This is a genomic window from Acidovorax sp. GBBC 1281 (genome assembly GCF_028473645.1).
Lineage (GTDB): Bacteria > Pseudomonadota > Gammaproteobacteria > Burkholderiales > Burkholderiaceae_C > Paracidovorax.
The window spans coordinates 3,948,080-3,966,857 of sequence record NZ_CP097269.1; the positions used below are offsets into that span (position 1 = coordinate 3,948,080).

The following is an 18,778-nucleotide window of genomic DNA, read 5'->3' on the forward strand; positions in this document are numbered from 1 at the left end:
TTAGGTTCATGTCTTCCCCCTTCTTTTCTTCAGGAGACCGACATGAACCAAGCCGCAGGTGTGCAACCCGATCGCATCGACGTCAACGACGCCGCCCTCGTCACCCAATGGGCCGACAAGCTCGCAGTGAGCGAGCTGCAATTGAAAGAGGCCGTGCAAGCCGTCGGCGACAAGGCGGCCGATGTGGAGATGCACCTCAAGGGTTCACGCAGCATCACCAACGATGACCGCGTGGAACAGCTCGGCGCTGATCGCTGAACCCCGCCGATCGCCCTCCATGACCCAAAAGACCCTGGCCGATCTGGCCGAGAAGATGCGCGACATCGACATCGCCATGCTGTCCACCCACACCGACGGCGGCACCATTGCCGGCCGGCCGATGAGCAACAACCGCGAGGTCGATTACGACGGCACTTCGTGCTATTTCACCTGGGAGCAATCCCGCATGGTGGCCGACATCGAACGTGCGCCCCAGGTATCGCTCGCCTTCCAGGGCGCCAAGGCCTTCCTGGTGGCCGTGCAGGGGAACGCCGAGCTGGTGCGTGACCGGACCGCCTTCGCCGAGCACTGGACGCCCGACCTGGACCACTGGTTCAAGGATGGCATCGACACACAGGGGCTGGTGATGATCCGGGTGAAAGCCTCCCGCATCCACTACTGGGATGGCGAAGACGGTGGCGACATCACCGTCTGACGCCATAGCGCCACCACTTGGCGCACCCGGGCGGGTCTGCACACGCAGGGCGCCTGCAGCAGCCCATCACCGTGCAGGCCCGGGAGGGCATCAGCCCCCGTCGCCCGCCGTGCCGGTGATCGGCAGCACGATGCCGGTGATGTAGCTGGAGCACACGGGCGAGGCGAGGAACACGTAGGCCGGCGAAATCTCTTCCGGCTGCGCGGGCCGGCCCAGCTGGGTCTTGCTGCCGAATTCTGCGATGCCCTCTTCGCTACGGTCTGCCGGATTCAGCGGCGTCCACACGGGGCCGGGCGCCACGGCGTTGACGCGGATGCCTTGCTCCGCGAGGTTGCTGGCCAGCGCTTTGGTGAACGCATGGATCGCGCCTTTGGTGGCGGAGTAGTCCAGCAATTCCTTGCTGCCACGCAGTCCGGTGACCGAGCCGGTGTTGACGATCGCGGCTCCGCGCTTGAGGTGCAGCAACGCTGCCTGGGCCATGTGGAAATAGCCATAGACGTTGGTCTTGAAGGTTTCGTCGAAGCGCTCTTCGGTCAGGTCCGCCAGGGATTCGGCATGCTCCTGGAAGGCCGCGTTGTTGACCAGCACATCCAGTTTGCCGAACGCCGACACCGTCTTGCGCACGGCCCGCTGGCAGAAGGCCGCACTCTTCACATCGCCCGGAATCAGGATGCAGCGGCGCCCTTCCTGTTCGACATGCTGGCGCGTGGTCTCGGCATCATCGTGTTCGTTGAGATAGACGATGGCCACGTCGGCGCCTTCGCGGGCGAATAGAACAGCCACCGCCCGGCCGATGCCGGAATCGCCGCCCGTGACGATGGCGGAGAAACCTTCGAGCTTGCCGCTGCCCCGGTATTGGGGCGCCTCGAACTGCGGCGCCAGTTCCATGTCGGCCTCACGCCCCGGCTTTTCCAGATGCTGCTGCGGCATGGGCGGCATGGGCGGCACGGGGGCTGCGCGGCCGGCGCCGGGGGCGACAGTCTTGGCCGCAGCGCCCTTCTTGGCTGGGGCGGCAGATCGAGAGGGTTTGGCCTGGTCCTTCACGTCCTGCTCGCGCTGAATTCGCACCTGCTTGCGTGCGACCGCTTCAGTGTCCGGGCTCTCCGCCGTGCCGGCATTGCCCCGGGCTTTGGTGGCACCGGGTGTGCCGTTGCGGGTCTTGGCTTTGGAGGAGGGAGAGGTGGGCATGAAAGGCTCCTGAGGGAATGGCGGACCGTGGCACGGCGCGCCCGCTGAAGGGCGGGCCGGCCGACGAAGACGCCCAAGGCTGCGTGCGCAGCCCGGGCGATCGCGTCGGAAAACGCGCCGTCCGAATACAAGCGGTCCCTCGGGGACGGCCTTGCGATCGACGGGGTGCCCGCTTCGGGGGCGCACCAACCCCTGGACCCAGCGCGTTTCAGGCCCAATAAAGCACGCGGCGATAATGCAGCGCACATGCCTTCCCTGCGCCACGTCCGCTTCCTCGCCCGCCTGATCCTGGCGTGGTTCGTGGCGTCGCTCGGCGTGGCGGTGGCCGCACCGCTGGTGCATCCGCAGCGCATCGAATGGGTGTGCTCGGCGGGTGGCGAGCCGCGGTGGATGGTGGCCGGCGCGGGCGAAGATGCCGCCGTGCCTGCGCACCACGGCCTGGAGTGTCCGTTGTGCCTGCCGACGGTCCTGCCGCCGCCCTCGATCGAGGCGAGCGCGCATGCCCAGGCGCTGCCGACGCACCTTTCCGCGCCGCTCTACCGCGCTCCGTCGACCACGCTGGCCGGTGCGCCCTTTCCCCCTCGGGCACCTCCGCTGGCGGCATGAACACCGGGCCGGTCCCCAGCGTGCTGACCGGCCCGTCGCCTTGCCCCCGCCACCCCGTTAACGGACCGCTGCGGGCATTGGTTTTCTGCGCAGCCCCGCGCAGGCCGTTGATCCGTTTTCCGCATTCAAGGAGCTTTCATGCCCAAGACCTCTTTTTCCGCTTTCGCCATCGCCATGGCCCTTCTGACGGCCACGGCCGCCCATGCCCAAGTCACCGTGCAGGACGCCTGGGTGCGCGCCTCGGTGCCGAACCAGAAGGCCACCGGCGCCTTCATGCGGCTCAATGCCGCGAAGAGCACGCGCCTGGTATCGGTCAGCTCGCCCGCCGCGCCGCTGGCGGAAATCCACGAGATGAAGATGGAAGGCGACGTGATGAAGATGCGCGAGGTGCCCGCGATCGACCTGCCCGCGGGCAAGGCCGTGGACCTCAAGCCCGGCGGCTACCACGTCATGCTGATGGACCTGACCAAGCCTGTGAAGGAAGGCGACACGGTGCCGCTCACGCTGGTCTTCGAAGGCCAGGACGGCAAGCGCGAGTCCCTGGAGGTGAAGGCCCAGGCGCGCGCGGTGAGCGCCAGCCAGGCACCGGCGGCCCACGGCGACCACAAGCACTGATCTGGCGAGCGGCATGGCGTGCAGTGCGCAGCACGCCATGCCTTTTTGGGCCGCCCGCTCGGCCAAGGCGCGGGCCAGGGCCGCGGACCGGCACAATACCGCGCTCGCCCACGATGCCGCCCCACCCCTTGCCTACCGCCTTGCGCCCTTCCCACCCCTTTCGATCGTCCGCTGTGCGGTGGTGCCTGCTGGCCTGGTGGATGGCGGGCGCCGCGCACGCGGGCATCCGCATCGCCGACGACCGGCAGCAGACCGTGGAGCTGCCACGGCCCGCCGGCCGCATCGTGTCGCTGCAGCCCTCGCTCACCGAGACGCTTTGCGCCCTGGGCGCCTGCGATCGCCTCGTCGGCGTGGACCGGCATTCCAACTGGCCCGAGTCGGTGCGCCAACTGCCGCAGGTGGGCAGCCTGGCGGACGCGCACGTGGAGCGCATCATCGCGCTGCGGCCCGATCTGGTGCTGGTGCGCCCGCGCAACCGCGTGGTCGAGCGGCTGGAGGGCCTGGGCATCAAGGTACTGGCGCTGGACGCCAAAACGCATGCGGACATGCGGCGCAACATGGAGGCGGTGGCACAGGCCATCGGCAAGCCGGGGGCGGGCGAAGCGCTGTGGCACCGCACCGACGTGCGGCTGAACGAAGCCCGCGCCTGGGTGCCGGCCGCATGGCAAGGCCGGCGCGTGTACTTCGAACTGCACGGCGGCTCGGCAGCGGCGAGCGAGGCCTCGTTCATCGGCGAAACGCTGGCCCGCCTGGGACTGCGCAACGTGGTGCCCGGCAGCCTGGGCGCGTTTCCCAAGCTGGGCCCGGAATACGCGGTGCGGGCCGAGCCCGATCTGCTCATCACCAACGAAGGCCGGGGCACGCCGCCGATCACCGCGCGCCCCGGCTGGGGCACCATGGAGGCGGTGCAGCGCGGTCGGTTCTGCCGCATCGCCGAATCGCACTTCGACGTGATGGTGCGGCCGGGTCCGCGCCTCGACGAGGCGGCGAGGGAAATCCTGGATTGCCTGGCATCGATGGACCGGCGCTCCACGCCGCCTTAAGGGCCGTGGCGGCCATGGGGGCAGCGATGGCACGGACATACAGGGATGCTATTAAAAATATAGCAATACGCCCTAGTATCAATTGTCCTTCAAGCCATTTTGGCATGGAGAACGCCGCTGATTCAGCGGTGGCAGCTCACCTTTCCATAGCGGCGGGAACGCCATCCGCCCTCCAATAGCGCGCCTGCCACCACTGCGCGAGCCGCTCGGCCCGGTGCAAGGGCACGCGGGCCACGTCGAAGTCCACCACGCAGGCCTCGCGCGCCACCGCCGGCCGGCCCGGCTGCTCGCGCGTGCGGGCGTCGGTGAGCAGCCAGAGCCACCCCTGCCGGTCGCGCGCGCCCTGCAGCACCTGGGCCGCCCGGTCCACCGCGCCATGCAGCGGCGTGCCGCCCCCGCCGCCGATGGGCGATACCCAGCCGTCGCTCCAGGCGGGCGCGCGCTGGGGCGGCACGCGCAACTGCACGCCGCTGCCACCGAAGCACAGCAGCGCCACGTCGTCGCGGTGGCGGTAGGCCTCGCCCATCAGCGCCAGCAGCACGCCCTTGGCGCGCGCCAGAGCACCGCTCGCCACCATGGAGGCCGAGCAGTCCAGCACAAAGCAATGCAGCCGCCCCGTGCGGGCCTGTGCGGGCTGGTGCCGCAGGTGCTCCCGCCGCAGTTGGACGGACGCACCCCGCGCCATGAAGGTGCGCGGCCAGTCCCAGGGCCCCGGCTCGCCGCCGCGCAGGTCAGGCGTTGCATCGCCCCGCCCCCGGTCTCCCTGGCGCGCCGCGGCACGCCCGGGGCGGGGGCTCAGGCTTTTTTTGGTGCGCTGTCCTGCTCGCCGCGCGGCACCAGCGGCCGCACGGGTTTGAAGGCCTGGGTGCCCACGGGCTCGGGGGGCAAGGCGCCCCAGTCCGCAGCCCCGGCGGAAAGGGTGCCGCCGCTGTCGGCAGGGCCATCTCCCTCGCTCCCATCCCCTGGTGTGGCGCTTTCGCTCGGGCGGCCTTCCCGCTGCGTGTCCGGGGGCTTCTCCACGCTCGGCCCCGGGGCCGGCAGGGGCGGTGGCGGCGCCTCGGCATCCGCGTGGCGGCGGTGCGCGAGCACCAGCTCCGCCACCGGTGCCACATGGCAGGCCTCCACGGCAGAGGCGCCCTCCCACGCGGCCAACGCGCGGGCGGCGCGCAGCATCACGATGTCCGCGCGCAGCCCGTCCACGCGGGCGGCGATGCAGCGCTCGCCGACATCGGCCAGCACCGCATCCGGCCACGGCAGCGCGCCGGGCTGGGCGATGCGCTCGCGCGCCGCGCGCAGGCGCTGCGACAGGTCGGCCTGGGTGTCGGCAAAGCGCGCGCGAAAGCCTTCCGGGTCCATGTCGAACGCCAGGCGCGAGCGCACGATGGCCTGGCGCTCGGCCGGCTCCACCACGTTCGCCAGGCGCACGCAAAGGCCCAGCCGGTCCAGCAGCTGCGGGCGCAACTGGCCCTCTTCCGGATTCATGGTGCCCACGAGCACGAAGCGCGCGGCATGGCGGTGCGAGATGCCGTCGCGCTCCACCACGTTGACGCCGCTGGAGGCCGCGTCCAGCAGCACATCGACCAGCGCATCGGGCAGCAGGTTGATCTCGTCCACGTAGAGCACGCCGCCGTGTGCGCGCGCCAGCAGCCCCGGCGCAAAGCGCACCGCGTTGCCGGCCATGGCCTGCTCCAGGTCCAGCGTGCCGGCCAGGTGTTCCAGCGATGCGCCCAGCGGCAGCGTGACGAAGGGCGCGCCTTCGATCAGCTCGGCCAGGGCACGCGCGGCGGTCGATTTGGCCGTGCCGCGCGGGCCTTCGATCAGCACGCCCCCCAGTTGCGGATCGATGGCGGCGAGCAACAGCGCCTGGCGCAGTTGCGGCTGGCCGGCAACGGCGGCGAAGGGAAAAAGCGCGGGCAGGGAAGGAGTGGCGTCTTGCATGCGGAGGGGTGGGGAAGGCGATGTCAGCGTCGATCGCGGCCTTGACCATGCGGTCCGGCTGGCAGGGGCGGTGTTGTGGGCCGTGTTGCGGCCTGTTGTGCAGATCGGGGTGCGTGGGGTGTCATCCGCGGGCGCCCTCCTGCGCTTGCTCGTGCTCCAGCAGCAGGTCTTGCAGCGCCTGGCGGTAGTCGCCCGGCTCCTGCCACAGGCCGCGCTGCATGGCCTCTAGCAGGCGCTCGAGCATGTCGCGCAAGGCGGCGGGGTTGTGGGTGCGCACGAAGTCGCGCGTGCCAGCGTCCAGCACATAGGCATCGGCCACCAGAGCGTAGTGGTGGTCACTCACCTGGCGCGTGGTGGCATCGAAGCCGAACAGGTAGTCCACCGTGGCCGCCATTTCGAAGGCGCCCTTGTAGCCGTGGCGCTTGGCGCCGTCGATCCACTTGGGGTTGGTGACGCGCGCGCGCACCACCCGGCCGATCTCTTCCTTCAGGGTTCGGATGCGGGGCGCCTGCGGGTTGGCGTGGTCGCCGTGGTACAGGGCAGGCTGCCGGCCCGACAGGTGCCGCACGGCGGCGGCCATGCCGCCCTGGAACTGGTAGTAGTCGCTGGAGTCGAGCAGGTCGTGTTCGCGGCTGTCCTGGTTCTGCGCCACCACGTCCAGGCCCTGCAGCCGGCGCGCGAGCGCATCGCCCGCAGGCTCGCCCGCGGCGTCCTGCCCGTAGGCATGGGCGCTCCAGCCCACGTAGGCGCGGGCCAGATCGCCGTCGTCCTGCCAGTCGCCGGTCTGGAACAGGCCGTTCAGGCCCGAGCCGTAGTGGCCGGGCGGTGCGCCGAACACGCGCCAGCCGGCCTGGCGGCGTGCAGCGGCCGCATCCACGCCCCGCTGCTGCAGCGCGGCGCATTCTTCGAGGATGCGGGCGCGGATGGGGTTTTCCTCGGCGTCCTCGGCCTCCAGCGCCGCCACGGCCTGCACGGCCGCATCGAACATCTGCACCGTGCCTGGGAAGGCATCGCGGAAAAAGCCGGAGATGCGCAGGGTGACGTCGATGCGCGGGCGGCCCAGCCCCACGCGCGGCACCACTTCGAAATCGACCACGCGCTGGCTGCCCGCCGCCCAGCGGGGCCGCACGCCGATCAGCGCGAAGGCCTGGGCGATGTCGTCGCCGCCCGTGCGCATGGTGGCCGTGCCCCAGACCGACAGGCCCAGCGTGCGCGGGTACTCGCCGTGCTCCTGCAGGTAGCGCTCCAGGATGCGCTGGGCGGACTGCTGGCCCAGCTCCCAGGCGGTGCGGGTGGGAATGGCGCGCGTGTCCAGGGTGTAGAAGTTGCGCCCCGTGGGCAGCACGTCGGGCCGGCCGCGCGACGGCGAGCCGCTCGGGCCCGGCGGCACGAACAGCCCGCGCAGGCCGCGCAGCAGCTGGCCCAACTCTTGGCCACCGCACGCGTCCAGCGCGGGCGCCAGCGTGCCCTGCACCCGCGTGAGCACGGCCTGCGTGCGCGGCCAGGCTGCGGCCGGCGCGCCGTCCTCCAGCAGTTGCTGGGCGAGCAGCTCCAGCCGCTCGCGCGTGTCGCCGTGGTGCCGCCAGGGGCTGGCATCCACTGCCTGCAACGCTTGGGGCCGCGGGCCCTGCCAGGGCTGCGCCGCCTCGATCTGCAGCGGGTCGAAGGGATCGCCGGGCAGCAGGTCGTCGGCCAGGGCCTGCAGCAGCCCGGCCTGAGCGCCCTGCCCGTCGCCGGCCGGGTAGCGGGCCAGCGCCAGCAGCGTGTCGCGCCGCTGGCGCCCCGTCGGCGAGGCGCCGAAGACATGCAGGCCATCGCGGATCTGCGTTTCCTTCAGCTCGCACAGATAGGCGTCGATGCGCGCGAGGATGGCATCGTCGTCCGGCGCGCTGCCGGCCGGTGCGGCCAGGTCCAGCTCTTCAAGCAGGTGCTGGCGGCGCACCGCATCCAGGATCTGCCGGCGCAGCAGCGTGGCGCGGCGCGCGTCCACCAGCAGCGCGTCGTAGTACTCGTCCACCAGGCGCTCCAGGTCCTGCAGCGGGCCGTGGTTTTCGGCGCGGGTGAGCGGCGGCATGAGGTGGTCGATGATGACCGCCTGGCTGCGGCGCTTGGCCTGCGCGCCCTCGCCCGGGTCGTTCACGATGAAGGGGTACAGGTGGGGCAGCGGCCCCAGGATCGCATCGGGCCAGCACGCCTGCGACAGCGCCAGGCTCTTGCCGGGCAGCCATTCGAGGTTGCCGTGCTTGCCCACGTGCACCACCGCGTCGATGGCGAACACGTCGCGCAGCCAGAAGTAGAAGGCCAGGTAGCCGTGCGGCGGCACCAGTTCGGCATCGTGGTAGCTTGCGTAGTCCTGCGCACCGGCAGTGTCCTGCTCTGGCGCCGCCGCATTGGCGCGCGCCGGCTGGATGCCGATGAACACATTCCCCTGCCGCAGGCCCGCGATCATGAAGCGGCCCTGGCGCAGCAGCGGGTCGGCCTCGGGCGGGCCCCAGCGGTCGTGGATGGCTTGCGCCATGCCCTCCGGCAACGCGTCCAGCCGCGCGCGGTAATCGGCCAGGGCGTAGCTCTGCCATGCGGGACGCAGCGGCCACTGCGCGGGGTCGTTCGCAATGCCCTGCTGCAGCACGCGCATGAGCGCATCGCCATCGGCCGGCACGGCCGCGGCGTCGCCCAGGGCGTAACCCTCGGCGCGCAGGCGCTGCAGGATGCCGATCACCGACGCGGGTGTGTCCAGGCCCACGCCGCTGCCCAGGCGCCCCTCGCTGCCGGGGTAGTTGGCCAGCACCAGCGCCAGCCGTTTGTCCGGGTTGGGAAGGCCCCGCAGCCGGCACCAGCGCTGGGCCAGCGCAGCGACGAACGCCACCCGATCGGGCTCGGGCTGGTAGGCCACCACGTCGGCCTGCGTGAAGGCGCAGCGGTGCGACAGCCCCTTGAAGCTGATGGCACGGGTGACGATGCGCCCGTCCATCTCGGGCAGCACCACCTGCATGGCGATGTCGCGCGGGCGCAGGCCCTGGCTGTCCGCCCACCAGTCCTCGCGGTTTCCGCCGCTGGCGATCACCTGCAGCACCGGTGCATCGCCCGCGAGCGCGGCCCCTTCCTCCAGCGCCGCGAAGGCCGTGGTGTTCAGCACGAGCTGCACCGCATGCTGGCGGCACAGGTCCTGCAGGGTGGACAGGCACAGCGGGTCCTTGAGCGAATCGAGCGCCACCGGCAAGGGATTGAGCCCCTGGCCGGCCAGCGCCAGCGCCAGCGCGTCGAACGCCGCGGTGTTGCCCGCCATGAGGTGCGAGCGGTAGAACACCAGCGCCACCACCGGCGCGCCCGGCGCCCAGGCCGCGCGCAGATCGTCGATGCCGGGCACGGTGTGCCCCGCCGGACGTGCCACGCCCAGCGCCGGCGGCACATGCACGGCGGCCTGCGGCAGGCTGCGCGGCGGCAGCGGCGCATCGCCATGGTCCAGCCCGTGGAAGGCCACCGCGCGCAGGAACTGCAGCGCATTGCCCGCGCCGCCGGCGCGAAGGTACTGCCACAGCCCATGGCACACCGAAGGGGGCAGCGTGCTGCGCTCCACCAGGTGCGGGTCTTCCTGCAGGTCGCCCGAGAACATGGCCAGTCGCTGCCCCTGCCGGCGCGCGAGCGCGCCGATCTGCTGGATGCCGTAGGGCCAGGCCGATTCGGAACCCAGGTGGTCCACGATCACCACGCGCGCGTGGCGCAGCACTTCGTCCAAATACAGGTCCAGCGACGCGGGCTGGCGCAGGTACAGCAGATTGGCCACCCGCACCGAGGGAAAGCCCGGCTGCGTGCGCGCCAGTTCGGCACAGGCGGCCGAAAGCAGCGCGAGCGTGGTGTCGGCCGAACTGAGCACGACGATGTCCGCCGGGCTCTGGTCCAGACGGGTGATGACGGTTTCGTCCTCGACGAAGCCGCCCGGGCGGGTGCTCAGCAGGTGCATGCGGGCGGGCCGGGCCGGACTATCGCGCCCGCATCAGGCGGCCACGCCGTCGAGCCCGGCACGCAGCGCGGTGGCATCCAGCGCCTGGCCGATGAACACCAGCCGCGTGCGGCGGTCCTCACCCTCGCGCCATGCGCGGTCGAAGTGGTGATCCAGGCGCCGGCCCACGCCCTGCAGCAGCCAGCGCATGGGCTTGCCCGGAATGGCGGCGAAGCCCTTCACGCGCAGGATGGCGTGCTGCTCCACGAGGCCCGCCAAGGCGGTCAACAGGCGGTCGCGGTCCACGGCCGGCAGGTCGATCACGTGCGCGTCGAACTCGTCGTGGTCGTGGTCTTCTTCATGGTCATGGTGGCTCTGGCGCTGGTCGATGGAGGCCTCGGATGCCTTGGACAGGCCCAGCAGCACATCCAGCGGCAGGCGGCCCTGCTCGGACTGCACCACCTTCACGGACGAGGGAATCTCCTCGCGCACCAGCGCCTGCACGCGGGCCAGCGCGTCGGCGTCCACCAGATCGGTCTTGTTGAGCACGACCAGGTCCGCGGCGGCGAGCTGGTCCTCGAACAATTCATGCAGCGGCGACTCGTGGTCGAGATTGGGGTCCGCGCGGCGCAGGGCATCCACGGCCTGGGGGTTGGCGGCGAACTGGCCGCTGGCAGCGGCCGGCGTGTCCACCACCGTCACCACCGCATCCACGGTGAACACGTTGGCGATCTCCGGCCACTGGAAGGCCTGCACCAGTGGCTTGGGAAGAGCCAGGCCCGAGGTCTCGATGAGCACCGCATCAATCTGGTCGCGCCGCTCGGCCAGCAGCTTCATCACCGGGAAAAACTCTTCCTGCACCGTGCAGCACATGCAGCCGTTGGCCAATTCGTAGAGGGCGCCTTCGCGCTCGTTGCCCGCGTCGTCGCAGCCGATGCCGCAGCCCTTGAGGATCTCGCCGTCGATGCCGAGTTCGCCGAACTCGTTGACGATCACCGCGATGCGGCGGCCGTCGGCGTTGTCGAGGATGTGGCGCAGCAGCGTGGTCTTGCCGCTGCCCAGGAAGCCGGTGACGATGGTGGCGGGAATCTTGGACGTTTGCATATCGGTTCTTTCGGTGCCGCAGACGGCGTGACTGCGGAATTATCCGGGAACCCGCCAAGCCGTCTCCCGCGGGACAGGCGGCTTGGGCTGCACACCTCCCAAAGTGGAGCCTGCACCATAATCGTGACCCTGTGCCCTGCGGCGACGGGGCGTGCCCACAGGCATGCGGACCGCGCTCCCACCCCACGGCGGCACGGCCCTTTCGCCCGTCCCCTGCTCCACACCGAATCCATGAACCCTGAAGCCCACAACATCTGGCGCGCACCGCGCTGGGCCCTGGCCGTCCTGCTGGCGCTGCTGGGCATGCTGGGCATGCTGGGCATGCTGGGCCCATTTTCGATCGACACCTACATCCCCGCGTTCTCGGGGATCGCCGCCGCGCTGGGCGCATCGCCGGTGGAGATGCAGCAGACGCTGTCGGCCTACCTGTTCGGCTTCGCCTTCATGACGCTGTTCCACGGGGCGCTGTCGGACAGCTTCGGGCGCAGGCCCGTGGTGCTGTGGGGCATTGCAGTGTTCACCCTGGCGTCGGCCGGCTGCGCCCTGTCGGAGAGCATCGGCCAGCTGGTCATCTTCCGCGCGCTGCAAGGCCTTTCGGCGGGCGCGGGCATCGTGGTGTCGCGCGCGGTGATCCGCGACATGTTCCCGCCCGCCCAGGCGCAGCAGGTGATGAGCCAGGTCACCATCTATTTCGGCGTGGCACCGGCCATCGCACCCATCATCGGCGGCTGGCTGTTCGTGCACGCGGGGTGGCACAGCGTGTTCTGGTTCCTGACAGGCGTCGGCGCGACGCTCTGGCTGGCCAACTACCGCCTGCGGCCGGAAACGCTGCATGCCGAGCAGCGCCAGCCCTTCAATGCGCGGCACTTGCTGCGGGGCTACTGGGAGCTGGGCTCGAGCCCCCGCTTCCTGCTGCTGGCACTGGCCAGCGGCGTGCCGTTCAACGGCATGTTCCTGTACGTGCTGGCCGCGCCGGCCTTCCTGGGCGACCACCTGGGGCTGGCTCCCACGCATTTCTTCTGGTTCTTCGTGCTGACGATCTCGGGCATCATGGGCGGCGCCTGGCTCAGCGGGCGGCTGGCAGGGCGCATCGCGCCCAAGCGGCAGATCCGCCACGGCTTTCTGATCATGTTCTCGATGTCCATCCTGAACCTGCTGGCGAACTGGCTGTTCAAGGCGCACGTGTCCTGGGCGTTGCTGCCCATCGCCGTGTTCGCGTTCGGCTGGGCGCTCATGGTGCCCGTGGTCACCCTGCTGGTGCTGGACCTGCATCCGGAGCGGCGCGGCATGGCCTCGTCGCTGCAGGCCTTCGTGGGGTCGTCCGCCAACGGCCTGGTGGCGGGGGTCGTCGCGCCGCTGGTCATGCATTCCACGCTGTGGCTGGCCGGGGCCTCACTGGGAATGATGTGCGTGGGGCTGGGTGCCTGGGTTTACCTGCATCACCGCTGGCCGGACGTCGGACGCACGGCATCGGCGGGCTGACCCGGATCGAAGCATGCCCCGCCGGGCGCAGCGCGAGCCGCCGGCTCAGTTGCCCCGGCGGCGATCCGTCTCGCGGGCCTGGTAATAGCGCATCTTCTCGGCGTACATGGCCTGGTCCGCCCGGTTCACCGCGGCCTCTAGCTGGTCGCCCGACGAGGCACTTGACGTTCCCATGGACAGGCTCAGCGGCCGGCCGGGGTAGAACTGGTTGTTCAGGTCCAGCAGCGAACTGATTTGCTCCATGAGGGAATGGGCACCGCGTTCGTCGGTGGCGGGCATCAGCACGGTGAACTCGTCGCCGCCGATGCGCGCGGCGCATGCCGGCGCATCCACGGCCTTGGCCAGCACCTCGCCCACGCGGCGCAGCATGGCGTCGCCGGCCGCATGGCCTTCTTCGTCGTTGATCGACTTCAGGCCGTTCATGTCGATCACGAGAACGGCCACCGGCCAGGGGCCCTTGCGCGTGAGCCGGTTCAGTTCCTCGACATAGAAGGCCCGGTTGCGCAGCTGGGTCAGCACGTCGTGCTTGCCCAGGTATTCCAGGTACGCCTCTGCCTTCTTGCGCGCGGTGATGTCCACCAGCGACAGCAGCACCATGCTCCAGTCGTGCGCATGCTCGGGCAGGATGGCGAATTGCATGTGGATGTTCACGGCATCGCCGGAGAGGGAGTAGTTCACCACCTCGCGCTGCTGGAAGAGCCTGCCGTCCCACAAGTCCAGCAACTGCTCCGCAAAGGACTCCTGCATTTCCCCGCGAAACACCTTGCCGATCTGGTGCAGCAGCATCTCCTTGGAGTCGGCCCCGAACATCGACAGGGTTTCCTGATTGACGTCGATCACGCGGATTTCGTGCATGCACCGCACCACGAATTCGGGGTGCACCTTGAGGAAGGTCTTGAAATCGCGGATGCCCTGCGAACGCACGTCATCCAGCAACCGCTTGACCGCGCTGAAGTCCTCCACCCACAGCGACACCGGCGAATTCTCGAAGAGACCGCGCGCATACAGTTCGCTCTCCTTCAGGGCACGGCTTGCCTGGTGCTGCGCGGTGTTGTCCTCCAGGGACACCAGCACGCGGCTCCAGTCGTCCTCATGCCCGGGCAGGATGCGTCCGCGGATCTGCACGTCGAGCCGGCGGCCATCGAGCGTGTAGTTGACCGCCTGGTTGGAAAACTCGGTCGCCCCGGACCACAGCTGCAGGATCTCGGGCAAGGCCTGCTCGTGCATGTCGTCTCGAAACACCTGACCGAGAGAGGCCTCCAGCGTGGCCTGGTCCGGCGCGGCGAACAGCTCCAGCGTCCGCTGGTTCACCTTGATGACCTTGAGGCAATGGCTGTACTGCCGCAGGCAGGAGGGGTCGTTTCGGACGTGCTCGGCGATGTCTTGCACCCCTTCGCTGCGCCAGCGGGCAAAGAGTTGCTTGAGCGCGCTGTAGTCCTCCAGCCAGAGCGACACGGGCGCAAGGTCGAACATGTGTTCGAAGTCCGCGTCCGAGGACGAGGGCAAAGAAGACGGCATCGGGAACCTCCAATCAAGCGGACGATTGTCGGGCAGACGCCGACGGCACCGTTCCATCGTGTGGTCCGCCCATAAAAAAAGCCAACCCCGAAGGGTTGGCTTTTGCAGTCAGCGGCAGTCCGCGCGCCGATCAGCGGGCAGGGCGTGCCGGGCGTTTGCGTGCATCGTGCGGCACGAAAGGCTTGCCGCCGCCGGCTCCGGGCTTCGCGAACGCCGGCTTGCGGGGCGCGAACTCGCCACGGGGAGCGAAATCACCACGCGGAGCGAAGTCGCCGCGCGGAGCGCCGCCTTCGTTGCGGCCACCGCCGAAGCCATTGCCACGGGCTGCGTCGCCGAAGCCGGGCTTGCGACCATAACCATCGCCATCGCGGCGGGCACCGCCGCCGAAGCCGCGGTCATCGCGCGGAGCGGCATGGCCGCCAGCACCTTGGTAGCCGCCACCAGCAGCACGGGGAGCGGGAGCGCCACGGCCACCGAAACCGCTGCGGTCGTTGCCCGCAAAGCCGCCACCGAAACCGCCACGGCCTGCGCCGGCCGGCTTGCGATCGCGCGAGAAGCCGTCACGGCTTTCGTAGCCACCCTGACGGCCACGGCCACCGAACTCGGGGCGGGCCTGCGGCGCGCGTTGCTGCGGCTCCAGGCCAGGCACCACTTCCGACTTGAACTGCTGCTTGCTGTAGCCTTCGATGTCGAAGATCTTGCGGCGATCGCGGAACTCGGCGAACGTCACCGCCAGGCCATCGCGGCCTGCACGGCCGGTGCGGCCGATGCGGTGGGTGTAATCCTCAGCCTTCATCGGCAGGCCGTAGTTGAACACGTGCGTGATCGTGGGCACGTCGATGCCGCGGGCAGCGACGTCGGTGGCCACCAGCACCTGCACCTGGCCGCTGCGCAGCGCCATCAGGCGGCGGTTGCGAAGGCCCTGGCTCAGGGCGCCATGCAGCGCCACGGCCGAGAAGCCTTCCTGCTGCAGGTCGTTGGCCAAGCCGTCGCATTCGACTTGCGTGCTGGCGAACACGATGGCCTGGTTGATCGTCGTGTCGCGCAGCCAGTGGTCCAGCAGCTTGCGCTTGTGCTGGGCGTTGTCGGCCCAGAACAGCACCTGCTTGATGTTGGCGTGCTTTTCCTGCGGGGAGTCGATCTGGATCTTCTTCACCGAAGCGCCGTTGTCGTGCATCACACGCATGGCCAGTTGCTGGATGCGCGGTGCGAACGTGGCACTGAACATCATGGTCTGCTGGCGCTGGGCGGTCAGCTGGTTCAGTTCGGCCAGATCGTCCGAGAAGCCGAGATCGAGCATGCGGTCGGCTTCGTCCACCACCAAGAACTGTACCTGGTCGAGCTTGATCTGCATCGAGCGTTGCAGGTCCAGCAGGCGGCCGGGCGTGGCCACCACGAGGTTGGCGTTCTGAAGCTTGGCGATCTGCAGCTGGTACGGAATGCCGCCCACCACATTGGCCACGCGCAGGCCGCGGCAATGCTTGACCAGTTCGATGGCGTCATGGGCCACTTGCTGGGCCAGTTCGCGGGTGGGGCACAGGATCAGGGCGCCAGGGGTGGCGGCCTTGAAATTGCGGGGATTGGTCGGGTCCTTGCGCTTACGCTTGGGGGCCGGCTCGCCACGGGCCAGGGCTTCGGCAACGGAACGGTCGAACTCGTCGCGGGCGGCCGCATCGGCTTCGGCCTGCTGGCGGATCAGCGTGTGCAGCACGGGCAGCAGGAACGCGGCGGTCTTGCCGCTGCCGGTCTGGCTCGAAACCATCAGGTCGATGAACTGGCTGGACTCATCGCCCGAACCCATGGCCAGGGGAATGGCACGCTCCTGAACACCGGTGGGCTGGGTGTAGCCCAAGTCGGCCACGGCCTGCACCAGCTCGGGGGCCAGGCCCAGACGCACGAAGCCGTTGGGCAACGCGGGTGCCGCGTCTTCCGCCACGGCGGCGGATTCAGTGGATTCGATCGCGGACGATTCCAGCGTTTCAACGGCCATGGAAGATTCAGCAGGCGCGAATTCGCCCTGCACTTGCAAAGTGTCGGTCATATTTTTCTCACACGAAGACGGCCGCAGGCGTGGCCTGCGGAGGCTTCGTCAATGGTTAAAAAACATCAACCATCAAACGAAACCAGCGCCAGCATGTTGCTGGGCAGGTGGGCATTAGCGCGGGATCCAGGCTGAAGGGTTCAGCAGGCCGCAGGCCCAGTGTGTGAAGGGAGATGCACAAACTGCGCGATATTTCCGCGCAGCCGGCGATTATTGCACGGCTGGGGTTTTCCCGCAATGCAATCGGTTAAATAACGCGTTAGAGCCGCCCTGCCCGAATCGAACGATCCGCGTGCGTTGCAGCCCCGCCATGAGTGCCCCCAGCGCTCACAGCGCCAGCAGGTGGGTGCGGTAGTGAGCGAGTTCGTCGATCGACTCGTGCACATCCGCCAGGGCGGTGTGCCGCTGCGCCTTCTTGAAGGTGGTGTAGGCCTCGGGCTTCCAGCGCTTGGCCAGTTCCTTGAGGGTGCTGACATCCAGGTTGCGGTAATGGAAAAACGTTTCCAGCCGCGGCATGTACCGGACCAGAAAACGGCGGTCCTGTCCGATGCTGTTGCCGCACATGGGCGCCGTGCCCTTCGGCACATAGCGCGAGAGGAATTCGATGATCTGTTGCTCTGCCTCGGCTTCGGTCACCGTGGAGGCGCGCACCTTGTCGATCAGGCCGCTGCGGCCGTGTGTGCCCTTGTTCCATGCGTCCATTCCGTTGAGCAGCGCATCCGACTGGTGAATGGCTAACACGGGGCCCTCAACACGAGGGCTGAGGGTCGGTCCCGTGACCACGACGGCGATCTCCAGCAGGCGGTCGGTTTCCGGGTTCAAACCGGTCATTTCGCAGTCAAGCCAGACGAGGTTTTGGTCGGATTTGGGTAGCACAGGCACAGTGGGGTTGGCGATATCGGACATGGCCGGCATTGTCGCCGATGGCCTAAACTCACCGGACATGCCCACCCCTGCCCCTTCCGCGCTGCTCGCGCCCTCCACCCTTCTCACCCTGCTGTTCGCCGCCTTTCTGGTGGCGGGACTCGCACTCCGGTTCTGGCTGGCATCGCGCCAGATCCGCCATGTGGCACGGCACCGCGACGCCGTGCCTGCCGCGTTCGCCAACCGCATACCGCTCGCGGCCCACCAGAAAGCGGCCGACTACACCATCACCAAGGCCCGCTTCGGCCTGCTGGAGATGGCACTGGGCGCCGCGGTGCTGCTGGGCTGGACCCTGCTGGGCGGACTGGATGCACTGAACCAGTTCCTGCTTGATGCACTGGGTGGCGGCATGGTGCAGCAATTGGCGCTGCTGGCAGCCTTCGCGGCCATCAGCGGGTTGATCGACCTTCCCGCCACGCTCTACCAAACCTTCGTGATCGAACAACGCTTTGGCTTCAACCAGATGACGGCGCGCCTGTGGCTGGCAGACCTGGCCAAGTCCACCTTGATGGGCGCGGCCATCGGCCTGCCCATCGCGGCATTGATCCTGTGGCTCATGGGCGCGGCCGGCCCCCTGTGGTGGCTGTGGGCCTGGGGCGCGTGGATGGGATTCAACCTGCTGCTCATGGTGGTCTATCCGATCTTCATCGCGCCGCTGTTCAACAAATTTCAGCCGCTGGAAGACGAATCCCTCAAGGCCCGCGTCACGGCCCTCATGCAGCGTTGCGGCTTTGCAGCCAAAGGGCTTTTCGTGATGGACGGCAGCCGCCGCAGCGCCCATGCCAACGCCTATTTCACGGGTTTCGGCGCAGCCAAACGCGTGGTGTTCTACGACACCCTGCTGCGCCAGTTGTCCCCCGGCGAAGTCGAGGCGGTGCTGGCCCACGAGCTGGGGCATTTCAAGCACCGCCACATCGTCAAGCGCATCGTGAGCCTTTTCGCGCTGAGCCTCGCGGGCTTTGCGCTGCTGGGCTGGCTTTCCACGCAGGGCTGGTTCTACACGGGGTTGGGCGTGCTGCCCAACCTGTCGCTGGAAGGCGTGGCCGGCTCTGCGCCCAACGATGCCCTGGCGCTGCTGTTGTTTTTGCTGGCGGTGCCGGTGTTCACCTTCTTCATTTCCCCGTTGTTTGCGCAGCTGTCGCGCCGCCACGAGTTCGAGGCCGACGCTTATGCCGTGGCCCAGACCAATGGCAGCGACCTCGCCACGGCCTTGCTGAAACTTTACGAAGACAATGCCTCCACCCTCACGCCCGATCCGGTGTACGTGAAGTTCTATTACTCGCATCCGCCGGCCACCGAACGGCTGGCGCGCATGCCCAACCTGGCCCCGACACCATGACTTCGATGCTCAAGAAAAAAGACTGGTCCACGCAGACGCGACGTGCTTTGACGGCGACGGAAATCGTCGCCAAGCTGGCCGACCTCGACGGCTGGAAACTGGCAGGTGACGGCGCAGATGTGGCCATCGAAAAGACCTACCGCTTCGCCAACTACTACGAGACCATCTCGTTCGTGAACGCCGTGGCCTTCGTCGCCAACGCGCAGGACCATCACCCGGACCTGTCGGTGCACTACAACCGCTGCGTGGTGCGACTGAATACGCACGACGTGAATGGCATCTCGGCGACCGACATCGAATGCGCATCGCGCTTCGATGGCCTGCTCGCCGCATGACCACACCCCTT

Annotated in this window: 16 protein-coding genes; 8 read left to right on the top strand and 8 right to left on the bottom strand. The window is 68.8% G+C overall.

The genetic code is table 11. The features are described 5' to 3' along the window. Positions 1 to 42: 42 nt before the first annotated feature. A complete protein-coding gene (locus M5C96_RS18445; RefSeq protein WP_272564590.1) occupies positions 43 to 258 on the top strand; it encodes a DUF3606 domain-containing protein in 216 nt (71 codons plus the stop codon). A gap of 19 nt (positions 259 to 277) precedes the next feature. Then, positions 278 to 694: a pyridoxamine 5'-phosphate oxidase family protein gene (locus M5C96_RS18450; protein ID WP_272564591.1), complete on the top strand. Its 417-nt coding sequence runs from the start codon at positions 278 to 280 to the stop codon at positions 692 to 694. Between the two features lie 90 nt (positions 695 to 784). On the opposite strand, the gene M5C96_RS18455 is transcribed toward M5C96_RS18450, so the two are convergent. Then, complete coding sequence (locus tag M5C96_RS18455; protein WP_272564592.1) at positions 785 to 1,882, bottom strand: SDR family oxidoreductase; 1,098 nt, start codon at positions 1,880 to 1,882, stop codon at positions 785 to 787. 246 nt (positions 1,883 to 2,128) lie between these two features. Here M5C96_RS18455 and M5C96_RS18460 point away from each other — a divergent pair, with 246 nt between their 5' ends. The 3 genes from M5C96_RS18460 to M5C96_RS18470 all read left to right on the top strand — a co-directional run bounded on the left by M5C96_RS18460 (position 2,129) and on the right by M5C96_RS18470 (position 4,146). Then, positions 2,129 to 2,488 carry a hypothetical protein gene (locus tag M5C96_RS18460; RefSeq protein ID WP_272564593.1) on the top strand — a complete coding sequence of 120 codons (360 nt, stop codon included), beginning with the start codon at positions 2,129 to 2,131 and terminating at the stop codon, positions 2,486 to 2,488. Positions 2,489 to 2,626: 138 nt separating this feature from the next. Continuing rightward, positions 2,627 to 3,103: a copper chaperone PCu(A)C gene (locus M5C96_RS18465; RefSeq protein WP_272564594.1), complete on the top strand. Its 477-nt coding sequence runs from the start codon at positions 2,627 to 2,629 to the stop codon at positions 3,101 to 3,103. Positions 3,104 to 3,276: 173 nt separating this feature from the next. After that, the gene (locus M5C96_RS18470) at positions 3,277 to 4,146 is read left to right on the top strand and encodes an ABC transporter substrate-binding protein (protein WP_336297866.1); all 870 of its coding nucleotides are present in this window, start codon (positions 3,277 to 3,279) and stop codon (positions 4,144 to 4,146) included. Between the two features lie 136 nt (positions 4,147 to 4,282). Here the strand turns inward: M5C96_RS18470 and M5C96_RS18475 are convergent, their stop codons facing one another. The 4 genes from M5C96_RS18475 to cobW all read right to left on the bottom strand — a co-directional run bounded on the left by M5C96_RS18475 (position 4,283) and on the right by cobW (position 11,128). Then, a complete protein-coding gene (locus M5C96_RS18475) occupies positions 4,283 to 4,831 on the bottom strand; it encodes a vWA domain-containing protein (protein WP_272564595.1) in 549 nt (182 codons plus the stop codon). 110 nt (positions 4,832 to 4,941) lie between these two features. Beyond that, positions 4,942 to 6,084, bottom strand: coding sequence for an ATP-binding protein (locus M5C96_RS18480; protein WP_272564596.1), 1,143 nt, complete (start codon positions 6,082 to 6,084; stop codon positions 4,942 to 4,944). Positions 6,085 to 6,205: 121 nt separating this feature from the next. Beyond that, positions 6,206 to 10,045 carry a cobaltochelatase subunit CobN gene (gene cobN, locus M5C96_RS18485; protein ID WP_272564597.1) on the bottom strand — a complete coding sequence of 1,280 codons (3,840 nt, stop codon included), beginning with the start codon at positions 10,043 to 10,045 and terminating at the stop codon, positions 6,206 to 6,208. A 33-nt stretch (positions 10,046 to 10,078) separates the two neighbouring features. Further along, positions 10,079 to 11,128, bottom strand: coding sequence for a cobalamin biosynthesis protein CobW (gene cobW / locus M5C96_RS18490; RefSeq protein ID WP_272564598.1), 1,050 nt, complete (start codon positions 11,126 to 11,128; stop codon positions 10,079 to 10,081). Positions 11,129 to 11,359: 231 nt separating this feature from the next. On the opposite strand from cobW, the gene M5C96_RS18495 reads away from it, so the two are divergent. Next, positions 11,360 to 12,610, top strand: coding sequence for a multidrug effflux MFS transporter (locus M5C96_RS18495; RefSeq protein WP_272564600.1), 1,251 nt, complete (start codon positions 11,360 to 11,362; stop codon positions 12,608 to 12,610). 45 nt (positions 12,611 to 12,655) lie between these two features. On the opposite strand, the gene M5C96_RS18500 is transcribed toward M5C96_RS18495, so the two are convergent. From M5C96_RS18500 to orn, 3 genes are all read right to left on the bottom strand, one after another. After that, positions 12,656 to 14,128: a sensor domain-containing diguanylate cyclase gene (locus tag M5C96_RS18500; protein WP_272564601.1), complete on the bottom strand. Its 1,473-nt coding sequence runs from the start codon at positions 14,126 to 14,128 to the stop codon at positions 12,656 to 12,658. A 130-nt stretch (positions 14,129 to 14,258) separates the two neighbouring features. After that, positions 14,259 to 16,169: a DEAD/DEAH box helicase gene (locus M5C96_RS18505; RefSeq protein ID WP_272564602.1), complete on the bottom strand. Its 1,911-nt coding sequence runs from the start codon at positions 16,167 to 16,169 to the stop codon at positions 14,259 to 14,261. A 327-nt stretch (positions 16,170 to 16,496) separates the two neighbouring features. Beyond that, complete coding sequence (gene orn, locus M5C96_RS18510) at positions 16,497 to 17,075, bottom strand: oligoribonuclease (RefSeq protein ID WP_272564603.1); 579 nt, start codon at positions 17,073 to 17,075, stop codon at positions 16,497 to 16,499. A gap of 37 nt (positions 17,076 to 17,112) precedes the next feature. On the opposite strand from orn, the gene M5C96_RS18515 reads away from it, so the two are divergent. Next, on the top strand, positions 17,113 to 18,432 hold the full coding sequence (locus M5C96_RS18515) for a M48 family metallopeptidase (protein WP_272564604.1): 1,320 nt from the start codon (positions 17,113 to 17,115) through the stop codon (positions 18,430 to 18,432). Next, a complete protein-coding gene (locus tag M5C96_RS18520) occupies positions 18,429 to 18,767 on the top strand; it encodes a 4a-hydroxytetrahydrobiopterin dehydratase (RefSeq protein ID WP_272564605.1) in 339 nt (112 codons plus the stop codon). The genes M5C96_RS18515 and M5C96_RS18520 overlap by 4 nt, the downstream gene beginning before the upstream one ends. Positions 18,768 to 18,778: the final 11 nt, after the last annotated feature.

Bases quoted from the DNA above. Each gene is read 5' to 3' on its own strand.
- M5C96_RS18515 (WP_272564604.1), top strand. From the start codon at position 17,113: ATGCCCACCCCTGCCCCTTCCGCGCTGCTCGCGCCCTCCACCCTTCTC.
- M5C96_RS18475 (WP_272564595.1), bottom strand. From the start codon at position 4,831: ATGGCGCGGGGTGCGTCCGTCCAACTGCGGCGGGAGCACCTGCGGCAC.
- M5C96_RS18500 (WP_272564601.1), bottom strand. From the start codon at position 14,128: ATGCCGTCTTCTTTGCCCTCGTCCTCGGACGCGGACTTCGAACACATG.
- M5C96_RS18465 (WP_272564594.1), top strand. From the start codon at position 2,627: ATGCCCAAGACCTCTTTTTCCGCTTTCGCCATCGCCATGGCCCTTCTG.
- M5C96_RS18455 (WP_272564592.1), bottom strand. From the start codon at position 1,882: ATGCCCACCTCTCCCTCCTCCAAAGCCAAGACCCGCAACGGCACACCC.
- M5C96_RS18520 (WP_272564605.1), top strand. From the start codon at position 18,429: ATGACTTCGATGCTCAAGAAAAAAGACTGGTCCACGCAGACGCGACGT.
- M5C96_RS18460 (WP_272564593.1), top strand. From the start codon at position 2,129: ATGCCTTCCCTGCGCCACGTCCGCTTCCTCGCCCGCCTGATCCTGGCG.
- M5C96_RS18480 (WP_272564596.1), bottom strand. From the start codon at position 6,084: ATGCAAGACGCCACTCCTTCCCTGCCCGCGCTTTTTCCCTTCGCCGCC.
- M5C96_RS18495 (WP_272564600.1), top strand. From the start codon at position 11,360: ATGAACCCTGAAGCCCACAACATCTGGCGCGCACCGCGCTGGGCCCTG.
- cobN (WP_272564597.1), bottom strand. From the start codon at position 10,045: ATGCACCTGCTGAGCACCCGCCCGGGCGGCTTCGTCGAGGACGAAACC.
- M5C96_RS18445 (WP_272564590.1), top strand. From the start codon at position 43: ATGAACCAAGCCGCAGGTGTGCAACCCGATCGCATCGACGTCAACGAC.
- cobW (WP_272564598.1), bottom strand. From the start codon at position 11,128: ATGCAAACGTCCAAGATTCCCGCCACCATCGTCACCGGCTTCCTGGGC.
- orn (WP_272564603.1), bottom strand. From the start codon at position 17,075: ATGTCCGATATCGCCAACCCCACTGTGCCTGTGCTACCCAAATCCGAC.
- M5C96_RS18450 (WP_272564591.1), top strand. From the start codon at position 278: ATGACCCAAAAGACCCTGGCCGATCTGGCCGAGAAGATGCGCGACATC.
- M5C96_RS18505 (WP_272564602.1), bottom strand. From the start codon at position 16,169: ATGACCGACACTTTGCAAGTGCAGGGCGAATTCGCGCCTGCTGAATCT.